Consider the following 13,512-nt stretch of genomic DNA (forward strand, 5'->3'; position numbering starts at 1 on the left):
TTAGCCCTCCACCACTTCGATGCCGATCGCGCGGGCCGAGCCTTCGATGATGCGCATGGCAGCGTCGATGTCGTTGGCGTTCAGGTCTTTCATCTTCGCTTCAGCGATCTCGCGAACTTGCGCTTGCGTGACCTTGCCGGCGATTTCACGACCGACGAGCTTGGCGCCCGACCTAATGCCGGCGGCCTGCTTCAGGTAGAAGGTGGCCGGCGGGGTCTTGGTGATGAAGGTGAAGGACTTGTCCTGGTAGACCGTGATGACGGTCGGCAGGGGCGTGCCCTTGGCGACCTTCTCGGTGCGCGCGTTGAACTCCTTGCAGAAGCCCATGATGTTGACGCCGCGCTGACCCAGTGCCGGGCCGATCGGGGGCGAAGGCGTGGCCGAACCGGCCGCAACTTGCAGTTTGATATAGCCGAGAATCTTCTTGGCCATTGGTCTCTCCTATGGATGACCCCGACAGAGACTGAAGGGGCCGGTGAGCCGTGGTCTGGCATGGCTGCCTCCCACGGATTTGCCGCCTGACGACTCGAAGGCCGTCCAGCGAAGGCGCGCGTTTAACAGGGTAGTCGTGCAAACGCAAACGAGGGTGTTCGATATGGATCCCCACTCGATAGTGGCGACGCCCCGAGTCTGATGAAGCACAGACAGCGAGCTAGCTGCCCCGCCCCCGGACCTGAACGCTGAACTTCCGCCACCCTTGGTATTGCGTCGAAGGCTTCAAACGACCGCTTCCAACCTCCCCCACCGCGAACTCTCCGAAATCCGAGCCTTCGATAGTCTGTGAAATCAGGACGCAGTTCCGGACCTCGCCAGTCTCGCTCGAAGCCTCACACTCTACGGTCGCGACTTCTATGGGCTTGGAGGGGGCAGTGGCGCATCCCCCCATAATCATTGCACCGGTCAGAACGAAGGCTACGCGCATCCTGAATTCTCCATCCATACCCGGCCGACCCAATTCAACGCCGTCGTTACGCACGACTTTCTGAAAAACAGAGTCCAATGAGTCTGAATCGTCTGAAATTCGCTTTCCTGCGGCGAACAGCCACGCGAAGCCTATCACGATGAAAGCCAGGTTGGCGAAAACGCCCCTGCGCCACGCCAATCCCGTCAATTTCCTGAAAGCGACACACCAGCTCACGCGCAATGCGGCGTGTCCAATGATGCCGACAAAGCAAAACGGCGACCCGAAGGTCGCCGCTGAGCGTCGTTCAGGCGATGATCGAAACGATCAGCCGCCGGTCTTCTCGACCTGATTGTATTCCAGATCCACCGGGGTCGGGCGGCCGAAGATGGACACGGCCACGCGCAGGCGGGCGTTGTCCTCGTCGACGCTTTCGACCTGACCGTCGAAGCTGGCGAAGGGACCGTCGATGACCTTGACGGTCTCGCCGATGTCGAAGCGGATGGTGGGCTTCGGACGCTCGACGCCCTCTTCCACGGCGCCGATGATGTTCTGGACTTCACGTTCCGAGACCGGCAGGGGCTTGGTGCCGCCCGCGGCGCCCAGGAAGCCCGTGACCTTCGGCGTGTTCTTGACCAGGTGATAGGCGTTGTCGGTCATCTCCATCTTCACCAGCACGTAGCCGGGGAAGAATTTGCGTTCCGAGTTCACCTTGCGGCCGCGACGGATCTCGACGACTTCCTCGGTCGGAACCAGGATTTCGGAGAAGCTGTCTTCAAGGCCTTGCTGCTTCGCCTGCTCGCGCAGTTGCTCCGCGACCTTCTTTTCGAAGTTCGAGTAGGCGTTGACGATATACCATTTGTGGCGGGGATTGGCCGCCGGCTTGGGCGCTGCATCGCTCATGTGCGCGTCTCCTTTATTGGCCGAGGCCGAGAATGAAGCGGGACGCAAAGCCCAGACCCGTATCGACGATCCAGAAGAAGGCCGAGGCGATCAGCACCATGATGAAGACCATCACCGAGGTGATCCAGGTCTCCTTGCGGCTGGGCCAGACGATCTTGCGGGCTTCAGCGCGAACCTGGCTGAAGAACTGGGCAGGCGACGTCTTTTTCTTGGGTGCAGGCGCGTCAACGGCGACCGTGGCGGCGCCTTGCGCGGCGGCTACGGTCTGCTTTCCCACGGTGCGGCGACCGCCGGGGGTCTTCGCCTTGGCCATATGACGTCTCTTCAACCTCTGGAACCTGTCGCCTCACATGGGAACTCCCAGGCGACTGCGACAGGGGGAATGGCAGGAGCGGAGGGACTCGAACCCACGACCCTCGGTTTTGGAGACCGATGCTCTACCAGCTGAGCTACACTCCTAGTGTCCCGGACAAAGATCAATGCGCCGTGAGCAAGCTCGACGGCGCTAACCTCGCCAGAGGGGCGCATATGCCTGACGGCCGAGGGCATTTCAAGGGGCGTTTCGCGATAACCGCCGATAGATGCGCGGGTTTGTTCAGAACAGCCGCGCTACGGCGCTCGGCTCATAGCTGACGCCATGCACGACGCGGTCGGGATCGCCGATCGAGAAGGTCTGGGCGCGGCTGCGGCCGTCCAGAACGGCGACCGCCTCGACCTGTTCGGGAATCACCTTCACCACCGCCACGGCGTCGCCTCCCGGCGCCCAGGGACTGATCTCGGGCGACCGGGCGATGATCAGGTCGTTCAGCCGCAGGACCTCGTCGCCGTCCGTCACTTCTTCGGCTCGGCCGTCGATGGACAGGCCGACCGCCTCCCCCTCACCGGCCACGCCGCGCACGGCCACGCCCACGCGCGGATCGGCGATGATGTTGCGCAACTTCTCGCTGTCGCGCGCGGTGACGAAATAGAGGTTCAGCCCGTCGTTCAGATAGCCGAGCGTGCTGGCCTGCGGCCGCCCGTCGGCGCGATTGGACGCCAGGGTCATCAGCCGCTGGCCATCCAGCAGCTTGAGGATCGCGGCCACCGCCGCACCGTGAATCGGGATCACGCTGGATGCTGCTGTAGTCATGACCTGAACTCCTTCGCTGTGAACCTGCGGCGGGCCTGCCGGGTTCACCTTGACACAGATCAAGGCGATTTGGCGCTGCCGGCGCGAAATGGTCGCATGACCGAGTCCCGCCTCATGCCGGATGCGCCCCGTTTGAGCGTCGCGCCCCTGACCGAGGCCGAGGGAGCGGCCGAGTTCGCCCTCGCCCGGATGTGGCGGCCCGATCTCGACGCCGACCAGTGGCGAACCTTTCTGCGCGACTGGCGCGCGGCGCCCGACAGTCGCGGCATTCTGAGCGCCCGCAGCCAGCGCGGCGGGGTTCTGGGCTTCGTCACCTGGTGGCGGCAGCCGGATCTGGAGTTCGGCGAGACCCTGTGGGCCGGCCCCTTCGTCGTGCGTGAAATGGGCGTGCGCCCCCTGGTGCGGCAAAGCCTGGCGGTCGAATTGACCGTCCTGGCCCGTCGTCTGGGCGCGCGGCTGCGCTATACCGACGATGATCAGCCTGCGACCGCCTGAACCCTTCGATTACCGCGTCGTCTGGCCTAGGTTGGCGGGACTCTGGAGTTACGATCTTGATATCCGCCGCCGCGGCTGCCGCCGACCATGCCGAAGTCCGCCTTGAGGACATCCACCCCTGCGCGACCTGCGGGGCGCGGCCGCTGGGCGTCTGCGCCGACCTGAAGGGCCACGAGCTGCAGAGCATGGCCTGCGCCAGCGAGACGGTGACGGCCCAGCCGGGGCAGGCCCTGTTCCACGAAGGCGATCCCAATCCCTTCGTCTTCAACGTCGTCGACGGCGCGGTGAAGCTGTATCGCCTGCTGCCCGACGGCCGGCGCCAGATCACCGGTTTCCTGTTCCAGGGCGACTTTTTGGGGCTGGGCGGGCGCGGCGCCTCCAGCTTCACCGCCGAGGCGCTGACGCCGCTGAGCGCCTGCCGCTTCCGGCGTGGCGAGTTCGACCAGTTGCTGAACGCCCTGCCCGCGCTGGAGCACCGGCTGGTGGCCATGGCCGGCGACGAGCTGATGGCGGCCCAGGAACAGATCGTCCTGCTGGGCCGCAAGACGGCGCGCGAACGCATCGCCAGCTTCCTGACCCGTCTGTCGGCGCGGCAGGTGCAGCTGGGCGGCGAGGAAGGCCGGGTTCACCTGCCCATGACCCGCCTCGACATCGCCGACTATCTGGGCCTGTCGATCGAGACGGTCAGCCGGGTCTTCACCCAGTTCAAGACCTCGGGCCTGATCCAACTGCTGCCGAACAACGAGGTGGCCCTGCCCGATCCCGAAGCGCTGAAGGCCCTGGGCGAAGGCGCGGGCTGATCCATTTTCACAGATTGGGGTGAAGGGGGCGCGGCCTGACGTTCCGCGCCCCTCCCCGCATCGGCCCTAGAACTTGCGGCCGACGCCCACCGACACGACCCACGGATCAAGACTGACGCTGCTCTTCAGCGCGCCGTCGTTGATCTTGGCGTCCGTGTCGAACCACACCTTCTTGGCGTCAAGGTTCAGGGTCCACGGCCCCGACAGGTTCCAGTCGGCGCCGGCCTGCAGCGCGACGCCGAAGCCGTTGTCCAGATCGACCTCGAAGCCATTCTTATCCTTGCCCTCGAAGAAGGCCATGTAGCTGACCCCGGCGCCGACATAAGGGCTGATGGTCGCATTCGGCGTCGGGCGATATTGCAGCGTCACCACCGGCGGCAGGACCCAGGTCTCGTGCACCGCCACGTCGGTCGCCCCGCCCTTAGCGCGGACCTCATGCTGGGTGGCGCCCAGAATGGCCTCGACGGCCCAGTGGTCGGCGACGAACCAGGTGAAGCCCAGGGTCGGCATCCAGTCGTCGCTGACATCGACGTGCAGGCCGCTGTCGGCGCCGGCGTCGGTGACGATGGCGTCATCGGCCTGCGGCAGGACGCCGGTCATGCGGGCTGTGATGATCAGCGTGCCCTTGCCGACGGGTTCAGGGGCGGCGGTCTGGGCCGAGGCGGCGCCCGCCAGGGTCAGAACGCTGGCGGCGGCCAGAAGGACGGCGGCGGTCTTCATCGGTATCATTCCCGACAATCGCCGGATCGAGGAGGGTCCGGCTTCGATGTCGAAAACACCGTCCCACGGCCACCGGTTTGACGCCTTGATCCAGCGCAAGCCTAAGAAAATACCCATGAAAAAGCCTCCCCGACCGAGGTCGGAGAGGCTGATGTCATCGACGGGAAGGGTCAGGGCTCGGAGCGGCCCTCGTCGCCTTCGTCGAACAGTTGGAACTCGTGCCAGACGCCGTTCAGCACGCCGAACGCCACCGCCAGGCCGAGGCCCAGGATCCAGGCGAAATACCACATGGGACGATCTCCTTTCGCGGGATCAGTAGAGGTCGGGGTTGGTCTTGAGTTCGGCGGTGCTCGAACGGCCCCACAGCACCTTGTAGACCCAGGCGGTGTAGAGCAGGACGATCGGCAGGAAGACCGCCACCACGATCAGCATGATGAACAGGGTCGTGTGGCTGGACGAGGCGTTCCACACCGTCAGGCTGGACTGCGGGTTGATCGAGCTGGGCAGGATGAAGGGGAACATCGACAGGCCGACCGTCGAAATGATCCCCACCGCCGAGGCCGACGACCCGCCAAAGGCCAGGGCCGGCGAGCGGCGCCACATCCCGATCAGGCCCACCAGGGCGCCGAGGAAGCCCAGCACCGGGGCGATGATCATCCACGGATAGAGGCCGTAGTTGTCCATCCAGGCGCCGGGCGCAGCCTCGACCGTAGTCCGCAGCGGGTTGGAGACACCCGCCGTGTCCAGCGCGCCCGTGATGCGGAAGCCGATGTCGCCAAAGGCGATGAACAGGCCGCCGACCGCGAACAGCACCAGGCTGAGCAGACCGGCGATCGTACCGAAGGTGCGCGCCCGGTTCAGCACCGGCCCCGGCTCGCCCTTGATCGACAACCAGGCCGCGCCGTGCAGCACCAGCATGCAGACCGACAGCAGACCGCAGATCAGGGTGAAGGGCGAGAACAGACCCAGCAGCGTGCCCTCGTAGAAGGCCCGCAGGTCGCTATCCAGACGGAAGGGCGCGCCCAGCATGACGTTGCCGACCGCCACGCCGAACACCAGGGCCGGGACAAAGCTGCCGATGAACAGGCCCCAGTCCCACATGGAGCGCCAGCGCGCCTCAGGCCGCTTGGACCGGTACTTGAACGACACCGGCCGCAATATCAGCGCCGACAAGACCAGGAACATGGCCAGGTAGAAGCCGGAGAAGCTGACGGCATAGACAAAGGGCCAGGCGGCGAAGATCGCCGCGCCGCCGACGATGAACCAGACCTGGTTGCCCTCCCAGGTCGCGCCGACGGTGTTGATCACCATGCGGCGTTCTTCGTCCGTCCTGGCGACGAAGGGCAGCAGGGCGCCGACACCCATGTCGAAGCCGTCCGTCAGGGCGAAGCCGATCAGCAGCACGCCCAGCAGTCCCCACCAGATCAGGCGGAGCGTGGTGTAGTCGAGGGGAAGTTCCATCTCTCTTTTCCTTCAACGACCGGGGTCAGGCGACCGCCGGCTCGCCTTCCGTGCTGGCTTCGGCTTCGCGGGCTTCCTGTTCGGCGAACGGCCCCTTCTTGACCGCGCGCAGGATCAGACCGACCTCGATCACCGCCAGCGCCCCGTACAGCAGGGTGAAGCCGATGATGGTGGTCCACAGTTGCGGCACGCTTAGGCTGGAGGCGCCCAGGAAGGTCGGCAGGACGCCCTCCACGGCCCAGGGCTGACGGCCCACCTCGGCCAGAAGCCAGCCGGATTCGATGGCGATCCACGGCAGAGGGATGGCCAGCACCGCCAGACGCAGGAACCAGCGCGTGTCGTGCTTGCGCAGGGTGCACAGGACGAAGGCCGTGGCGAACAGACCGATCATCAGGAAGCCGATCCCCGCCATGAAGCGGAAGACCCAGAACATCAGCGGCACGTTCGGCACCGTATCCCAGGCCGCCTGCTTGACCTGCTCGGGCGAGGCCAGACGCGGATCGGCGACATAGCGCTTCAGCAGCAGGCCGTAACCCAGGTCGCCGCGCACGGATTCGAACTGCGCCCGCGCGGCCATGTCGGCAGGATCCGCCTTGATCTTCTCCAGGGCGTCATAGGCGACGACGCCGCGTTCGATCCGGTCCTCGGCGACGGCGACGAGCTCCAGAATGCCGATGACGGGCTTGTCGATGCTGCGCGTCGAGATCAGGCCCAGGACATAGGGGATCTTGACCTCGAAATGGGTGTGGCGGTCTTCCAGGCTGGGCAGACCGAAGGCAGTCAGGCCGGCGGGCGCCGGCTCGGTGCGCCACATGGCTTCCAGGGCGGCCAGCTTCATCTTCTGGTTGTCGGTCAGGGCGTAGCCCGACTCATCGCCCAGGACGACGACCGACAGCGACGACAGCAGGCCGAAGGCCGCGGCCACGGTCATCGACCGCTTGGCGAAACCGACGTGCTTGCCCTTCAACAGGTAGAAGGCCGAGATGCCCAGCACGACCACGGCGGCGCAGACATAGCCCGCGCTGACGGTGTGCACGAACTTGGCCTGGGCCACCGGGTTGAAGATCACCGCCATGAAGTCCACGACCTCCATCCGCATGGTGTCGGGATTGAAGGCGGCGCCGACCGGGTTCTGCATCCAGCCGTTGGCGGCCAGGATCCACAGGGCCGACAGGTTGGTGCCCAGGGCCACCAGGAAGGTGACGAACAGGTGCCCCACGCGCGGCAACTTGTCCCATCCGAAGAACATCAGGCCGACGAAGGTCGCCTCCATGAAGAAGGCCATCAGCCCCTCGATGGCCAGCGGGGCCCCGAAGATGTCGCCGACATAGTGGGAGTAGTAGGACCAGTTCATGCCGAACTGGAATTCCATGGTCAGGCCCGTGGCCACGCCCAGCACGAAGTTGATGCCGAACAGCGTGCCCCAGAAGCGGGTGATGGTCCGCCAGATGGGCCGTCGCGTCATCACATAGATGCTCTCCATGATGACCAGCATGAAGGAGAGGCCCAGCGTCAGGGGCACGAAGAGGAAATGGTAAAGGGCCGTCAGCGCGAACTGAAGGCGAGATAGGTCGACGACCGCCAGGTCAATCATGGGCTATGGCTCCGATCAGCCGGCTCACGATCACCGACTGGCGTCGAGCCTGGGCCATGGCCCGGTCCGGCGCCTTGATCCTGATCAAAGCCGCGCGCAGATGACCCTAATACTGTAGCGTTGAATGTCCATGACAGCTCCACCGACCGACACAGCGGCTCCCGGCCCCTGGCTGAAGCGCGCAACCTCTCCCTGGCGGCGGATTCTGGCCCTCTCCAGCGGCCTCGTGATCGCCGATACAGCCCCGGCTGTCGGCTTTGCAGCCGGTTTGGCCCTCGCCGTCGGCGCCCTGCCTCAGGGCGTCGAAAAGGCCGTTCCGGGACTGGTTCTGGCCGCCATGTCATTGTTGTCGCGCGGCCTTCTGGCGCAGGCCGCGACGGCCATCGGCGCCCGCGCCGCGCGGGCGGTCAAGGGCGGCCTTCGCCGTCAGGTCCTGGCCGGCGCCTTCTCGGGCCGGTTGTCCGACGCCGAGACCATGACCGCCGCCGTCGAGGGGGTCGAGGCGCTGGACGGCCACGTCTCGCGCTTCCTGCCCGCCCGGATCGCGGCGGCCGCCTCGCCGCTGATCCTGATCGTCGCGGCGGCCGTGGTCAGCCCCTTCACCGCGGGCATTCTGCTTTTCACCCTGGCGCCCTTCGTCATCGGCATGGCCCTGACCGGCATGGCGGCGGGGGCCGAGAGCCGACGTCAGTTCCAGGCGCTGGAGCGGCTGTCGGGCCTGTTTCTCGACCGCATCCGCGCCCTGCCCGCCATCCTGGCCTTTCAGGCCGAGGCGCAGCAGACGGCGGTGATCGCCCGCGCCTCCGACGACCTGGCCCGGCGCACCGGCCGCGTGCTGAAGATCGCCTTCCTGTCCTCGGCCATTCTGGAGTTCTTCTCGGCCCTGTCGGTCGCCCTGGTCGCCGTCTATTGCGGCTTCAACCTGCTGAAGCTGCTGCCCTTCCCCGCGCCCGAACAACTGGACCTGACCCGCGCCTTCTTCCTGCTGGCCCTGGCGCCGGAAGTCTATGCGCCCATGCGCCGTCTGGCCGCCGCCTATCATGACCGTCAGGCCGCCGAGGCCGCCGTGCCCAGTCTGGCCCGTCTCAGCGACGCCGCCGAGGCCTCGCCCATCCGCCCGCCTGTTCCCGCACAGGCCCCCGCCATCGCCTTCCGCGACGTGGTTGTCGCCTATGAGGCGGGTGCCCCCGTCCTGACCGGCTTCGATCTGCAGATCGCGCCTGGCTCCACCGTCGCCCTGCTCGGCCCCAGCGGCTCGGGCAAGAGCAGCCTGCTGCATCTCTTTCTCGGCCTGTCGCCCCTCAGCGGCGGCGAGGTCGAGGTCGGCGACGTGCGCCTGTCCAACCATCCCGACCTGACTGCCTGGATCGCCTGGGCCGGTCAGGCGCCGGTGGTCATTCCCGGAACCCTGGCCGAGAACATCGCCATCGCCTGGCGTGGCGCGCCGTCCGAGCGCATCAAGGAAGCCGCCGCCCGCGCGGGCTTCGCCGGCGACCTGAACCGCGTCATCGACGAGCGCGGCGGCGGATTGTCGGGCGGCGAGCGGCGGCGGCTGGGTCTGGCCCGCGCCTTCCTCAAGCCCGCGCCGATCCTGCTGCTGGACGAGCCCACCGCCAATCTGGACGCCGCGTCGGAGGCCGCCCTGCTGCCGATCATCCGCGCCGCCGCCGAGGGCCGCACCACCCTGATCGCCACCCATTCCGAGGCCGTGGCCGACCTGGCCGACGTCGTGGTGCGGCTGTGAGCGGCGCCGCCCCGACCGGCGTCGCCCGCCTCAAGACCCTGATCCGGGCGCAGGAGCGCCGGCAGGGCGCGCGCCTGCTGGCCGCCGCCGTCAGCGCCGCCCTGGTGTCCGCCGCCGCGGTCCTGCTGCTGGGCGTGTCCGGCTGGTTCATCACCGCCTCGGCCCTGGCCGGACTGGCGGGATCGGCCGCGGCCTACAGCTTCAACTTCATGATCCCCAGCGCCCTGATCCGCTTCCTGGCCATCGTGCGGACCGGCTCGCGTTACGGCGAGCGCGTCACCGGCCATGACGCGGCGCTCAAGGCCCTGGCCGCGCTCAGGCCCCAGCTGTTCGAGGGCGTCGCGCGCGGCCCCGCGACCCGCGCGCTTGCGCTGGCCGGCGGCGAGGCCTCGGCGCGGATGGTGCAGGACGTGGACGCCGTCCAGAACCGCTTCGTGCGCCTGTCCGCCCCCTGGGGCGCGGGAGCAGGTCTGGTCGCGGGCGTCGCGCTGGCGGCCCTGGCCGGTTGGCCCACCGCCCTCGCCGTCCTCGCCGCCAGCGCCCTGGGCGTGCTCGCCGCCGCCATCGTCGGCCGCCGGATGGCCGAGCCGGCGGGCCGCGCGGTTCAGGCCGCGTCCGGCGACCTCAAGACCCAGTTCGCCGCCTTCGCCGCCGCCGCGCCCGAGCTTCAGGCCTATGGCGTCAAAGGCTGGGCCGTGGAGCGTCTGGCCGAGTGCGGCGCTGTGCTGGAACGCGCCACGGAGCGGCTGGCCTCGGCCGGAGGCTGGATCATGCTGACCCAGTCGGTCGCCATGGCCCTGGCCATCCTCGGCGTACTGGCGACGGCGCGGTCCGCCTCACCGCCTCTCGTCGCTCTGGCCATTCTGGCCGCCGTCACCACGGTCGAGAGCGCCGGCGCTCTGCTGACCGCCTTCCGCCACAAAGGCGCGGTCGAGGCGGCGGTGGAACGACTGGGCGACCTGCTGGACGAGGCCGAGCCGACGCCCACGCAAACCCTGTCGCCCGCGCTCGGCCTGTCCGCCGTCGACCTGACCCTGACGCCGCCGCAGCGCCTGGCCGTCACCGGCTCCTCAGGCGCCGGCAAGACCACGCTGATCGAGCGCTGGATGCATCTGCGCGCGCCCCTGCCCGGCGAGGCGACCCTGGGCGGCTCCGACGCGGCCGACGTCTCGCCCGACGCTGCCCGCGCCCTGTTCGCCTACGCCCCGCAGCAGGCCGTGCTGCTGGCGGGAACCGTGCGCGAGAACCTGAAGCTGGCCTTGCCCACGGCCGACGACGAGGCCCTGTGGGCCGCGCTGGAGGACGCCGATCTGGCCGAGCGCATCCGCGCCGCGCCCGCCGGCCTGAACGCCCCTCTGGGCGAGAACGGCGCGCGGCTGTCGGGCGGCGAGCGTCGCCGTCTGGGCCTGGCCCGCGCCTATCTGCGCCCCGCGCCCTGGCTGGTGCTGGACGAGCCGACCGAGGGACTGGACGCCGCGACCGAGGCGCGCGTGCTGGACCGTCTGACCCGCCGTCTGGAGCACACGGGACAGGGGCTGATCCTGGTCAGCCACCGCCCCGCGCCCCTGGCCCTGTGCGACACCACATTGGTCGTTTCCGGCCTGGCCGCCGACGGCGCGGTGCAGATGAGCGCATAGGCCGAGCGCGTCGCGGCGGGAGCTCCGACGCCTGCCTTAAACGGATTGATCTCGATCAAGGCGAGCGTCCGCGTGACCGGCCTAGCTAGGGCAAAAGGAGATATCCCATGCCTGCTGAAGTCGTTCCCGTCATCGCCGCCGTCGTCGTCGCCTTCGCCGCCTTCATGGCCGCCCTGGGCTTCGCCGCGGTCTGGAGCCATCTGGACGACAAGCCCAAGGGCTGAGCTCGCCGCCTCCGAGGCGCCGATCGACGCCGATCAGTGAGTGTCGGTCGGCGCGTTCGCCTGCCCTGGGATGATCGCCCGGAACAGCAGCTTGTCGATCCGGCGATCGTCCATGTCGATCACCTCGACCTCGAACCGGCCCAGCTGAAGAATTTCGCCCTCCTGCGGCAGGCGCGACAGGTGGTGCAGCACCAGACCGGCGACGGTGTGGAAGCTTTCATGCTCGCCGAAGTCCTCGCCCAGCACGTCGCCCAACTCGTCAAGATCGGCCTGACCGTCGACGGCCCAGGAGCCGTCCTCGCGCTTGCGGATCGACAGGTCCTGCTCGTCGTGACTCTCGTTGAAGTCGCCGGCGATCATTTCCAGAAGGTCGGTGGCCGTGACCACGCCTTCGAAGGCGCCGTATTCATCGACGACGAAGGCCATGTGCACCTTGGAGCCCTTCAGGATCTCCAGCGCCTTCAGCACCGAGGTCGACTGCGGGATGAAGGCCGGCTCGGCCACCAGCTTCTCGATGTCGTAGGACCCGTCGGTCAGCAGGGCGTCCAGCAGGTCCTTCTTGTGCACCACGCCCAGCGGATTATCGACGTCGCTCTCGCGCGCCACCACGATGCGCGAATAAGGGCAGGTGCGGATTTCCTCGCGCAGCACTTCCTCGGGGTCGTCCAGGGCGATCCAGAAGACCTCGTGCCGCGGCGTCATGGCCACGCGCACGGCGCGGTCGCCCAGGCGCAGGATTTCTTCGATCATCTCCTGCTCTTCGGGTTCGATCAGGCCCGCCGACGCGCCTTCGGCCAGAATGCTCTCGACCTCTTCCTGGGTGACGTCCGAACCGTCGCGGTCCTTGACGCCCATGACCTTGAGGATGCCCGAGGTCGAGGCGGTCAGCAGCAGGACGAAGGGCTTCATCACCAGGGCCAGGCTCGAAATCGGCGCCGCCATCTTCGACGCGATCGCCTCGGGGAAGATCAGGGCCAGGCGCTTGGGCACCAGTTCACCGACGATCAGCGAGACATAGGTGATCAGCACGACCACCAGGGCCGTCGAGGCGAACTGCGAATAGGGCGCCAGCGCAGGGAAGGAGGTTTCCAGAATCCGGTCCAGCTCGCCCGCGATGGTCGCCTGACCATAGGCGCCCGCCAGAATCCCGATCAGGGTGATGCCGACCTGAACCGCCGACAGGAACTGGGTGGGCTCCTCGGACAGCTTCAGCGCCGCGCGGGCCCCGCGGTCGCCGCGCTCGGCACGGCTTTGAAGTTTGGATTTGCGGGAAGACACGACCGCAAGCTCGGTCATGGCGAACAGGCCGTTCAGCACCACAAGCAGCAGCACGACGACGATAGCGATGGTCAACATCGAAGGGGGAAAGACCCGCGGCGCGGCGCGACAAGCGGCGTCCGCACGGCATTAGTAAGGCTGATCGCCCGGCTACGCCAGTAATTCATGAGGTAAAACGCAGGTTCAGCCCGTCCGACCGACGCCCGCCGAGCCATAGACGCCCGACGACGGCCCCCCCGCCGCCTCGTCATAGGCGGTCGCGCAGGCGCTCATCCCGATGAGGGTGCCGATGAACAGTCCCAGTCTGATCGCGCGCCGCATTTATGGTTACCCATGCCTTAACGTCCGTTTCCGAACGCCAGGCAAAGGTCGCGGTTCCCGATCCCCCTACGCAGAAACGGCCCCCGGATTGCTCCGGGGGCCGCTCTGTTACTCGATACTACGGTCCCTCCTAGGAGAGGCCGGTACGCCTACTGTTCGAGCCCGAGGGCCCGGATCGATCGATTACTCGATGATCTTGGACACCACGCCGGCGCCGACGGTGCGGCCGCCTTCGCGGATGGCGAAGCGCAGACCCTGATCCATGGCGATCGGGGTGATCAGTTCGACGTTCAGCTCGGCGTTGT

General features: G+C 67.4%; 15 protein-coding genes and 1 tRNA gene. 4 read left to right on the forward strand and 12 right to left on the reverse strand.

Going from position 1 to position 13,512, the window contains the following annotated elements:
* From rplK to ACREEF_RS11595, 5 genes are all read right to left on the reverse strand, one after another.
* Complete coding sequence (gene rplK, locus ACREEF_RS11575; RefSeq protein WP_431565732.1) at nucleotides 1–432, reverse strand: 50S ribosomal protein L11; 432 nt, start codon at nucleotides 430–432, stop codon at nucleotides 1–3.
* A gap of 796 nt (nucleotides 433–1,228) precedes the next feature.
* On the reverse strand, nucleotides 1,229–1,804 hold the full coding sequence (gene nusG / locus ACREEF_RS11580) for a transcription termination/antitermination protein NusG (protein WP_431565733.1): 576 nt from the start codon (nucleotides 1,802–1,804) through the stop codon (nucleotides 1,229–1,231).
* 13 nt (nucleotides 1,805–1,817) lie between these two features.
* Nucleotides 1,818–2,117 (reverse strand): preprotein translocase subunit SecE, encoded by a 300-nt coding sequence (gene secE, locus ACREEF_RS11585; protein WP_431565734.1) that lies wholly within the window; start codon nucleotides 2,115–2,117, stop codon nucleotides 1,818–1,820.
* A 70-nt stretch (nucleotides 2,118–2,187) separates the two neighbouring features.
* Nucleotides 2,188–2,263, reverse strand: a tRNA-Trp gene (locus ACREEF_RS11590).
* 136 nt (nucleotides 2,264–2,399) lie between these two features.
* Nucleotides 2,400–2,933, reverse strand: coding sequence for a pyridoxamine 5'-phosphate oxidase family protein (locus tag ACREEF_RS11595; protein WP_431565735.1), 534 nt, complete (start codon nucleotides 2,931–2,933; stop codon nucleotides 2,400–2,402).
* Between the two features lie 96 nt (nucleotides 2,934–3,029).
* Between ACREEF_RS11595 and ACREEF_RS11600 the strand changes: the two genes are divergently transcribed.
* Entirely contained in the window at nucleotides 3,030–3,428 is a 399-nt protein-coding gene (locus ACREEF_RS11600) for a hypothetical protein (RefSeq protein ID WP_431565736.1), read from the forward strand.
* 56 nt (nucleotides 3,429–3,484) lie between these two features.
* Entirely contained in the window at nucleotides 3,485–4,228 is a 744-nt protein-coding gene (locus ACREEF_RS11605; RefSeq protein ID WP_431565737.1) for a helix-turn-helix domain-containing protein, read from the forward strand.
* Nucleotides 4,229–4,294: 66 nt separating this feature from the next.
* Here the strand turns inward: ACREEF_RS11605 and ACREEF_RS11610 are convergent, their stop codons facing one another.
* The 4 genes from ACREEF_RS11610 to ACREEF_RS11625 all read right to left on the reverse strand — a co-directional run bounded on the left by ACREEF_RS11610 (nucleotide 4,295) and on the right by ACREEF_RS11625 (nucleotide 8,000).
* Nucleotides 4,295–4,948, reverse strand: coding sequence for an OmpW/AlkL family protein (locus ACREEF_RS11610; RefSeq protein ID WP_431565738.1), 654 nt, complete (start codon nucleotides 4,946–4,948; stop codon nucleotides 4,295–4,297).
* Nucleotides 4,949–5,118: 170 nt separating this feature from the next.
* Nucleotides 5,119–5,238 (reverse strand): cytochrome bd-I oxidase subunit CydX, encoded by a 120-nt coding sequence (gene cydX / locus ACREEF_RS11615; RefSeq protein WP_114818411.1) that lies wholly within the window; start codon nucleotides 5,236–5,238, stop codon nucleotides 5,119–5,121.
* Nucleotides 5,239–5,260: 22 nt separating this feature from the next.
* On the reverse strand, nucleotides 5,261–6,409 hold the full coding sequence (gene cydB, locus ACREEF_RS11620; RefSeq protein WP_431565739.1) for a cytochrome d ubiquinol oxidase subunit II: 1,149 nt from the start codon (nucleotides 6,407–6,409) through the stop codon (nucleotides 5,261–5,263).
* Between the two features lie 25 nt (nucleotides 6,410–6,434).
* On the reverse strand, nucleotides 6,435–8,000 hold the full coding sequence (locus ACREEF_RS11625; RefSeq protein ID WP_431565744.1) for a cytochrome ubiquinol oxidase subunit I: 1,566 nt from the start codon (nucleotides 7,998–8,000) through the stop codon (nucleotides 6,435–6,437).
* 127 nt (nucleotides 8,001–8,127) lie between these two features.
* Between ACREEF_RS11625 and cydD the strand changes: the two genes are divergently transcribed.
* Nucleotides 8,128–9,747, forward strand: coding sequence for a thiol reductant ABC exporter subunit CydD (cydD, locus tag ACREEF_RS11630; protein WP_431565740.1), 1,620 nt, complete (start codon nucleotides 8,128–8,130; stop codon nucleotides 9,745–9,747).
* Nucleotides 9,744–11,384, forward strand: a complete 1,641-nt coding sequence (locus ACREEF_RS11635; protein WP_431565741.1) for an amino acid ABC transporter ATP-binding/permease protein — start codon at nucleotides 9,744–9,746, stop codon at nucleotides 11,382–11,384. Before cydD ends, ACREEF_RS11635 begins: the two co-directional genes overlap by 4 nt.
* Before the next feature lie 257 nt (nucleotides 11,385–11,641).
* Here ACREEF_RS11635 and ACREEF_RS11640 read toward each other — a convergent pair whose 3' ends face one another.
* From ACREEF_RS11640 to ACREEF_RS11650, 3 genes are all read right to left on the reverse strand, one after another.
* Nucleotides 11,642–12,964 (reverse strand): hemolysin family protein, encoded by a 1,323-nt coding sequence (locus ACREEF_RS11640; RefSeq protein WP_431565742.1) that lies wholly within the window; start codon nucleotides 12,962–12,964, stop codon nucleotides 11,642–11,644.
* A gap of 105 nt (nucleotides 12,965–13,069) precedes the next feature.
* A complete protein-coding gene (locus ACREEF_RS11645) occupies nucleotides 13,070–13,207 on the reverse strand; it encodes a hypothetical protein (RefSeq protein WP_431565743.1) in 138 nt (45 codons plus the stop codon).
* 183 nt (nucleotides 13,208–13,390) lie between these two features.
* The coding region (locus tag ACREEF_RS11650; protein ID WP_431564621.1) for a hypothetical protein at nucleotides 13,391–13,512 on the reverse strand (122 nt) is incomplete at its 5' end.

The organism is Brevundimonas sp. (assembly GCF_050729455.1).
Taxonomy (GTDB): domain Bacteria; phylum Pseudomonadota; class Alphaproteobacteria; order Caulobacterales; family Caulobacteraceae; genus Brevundimonas.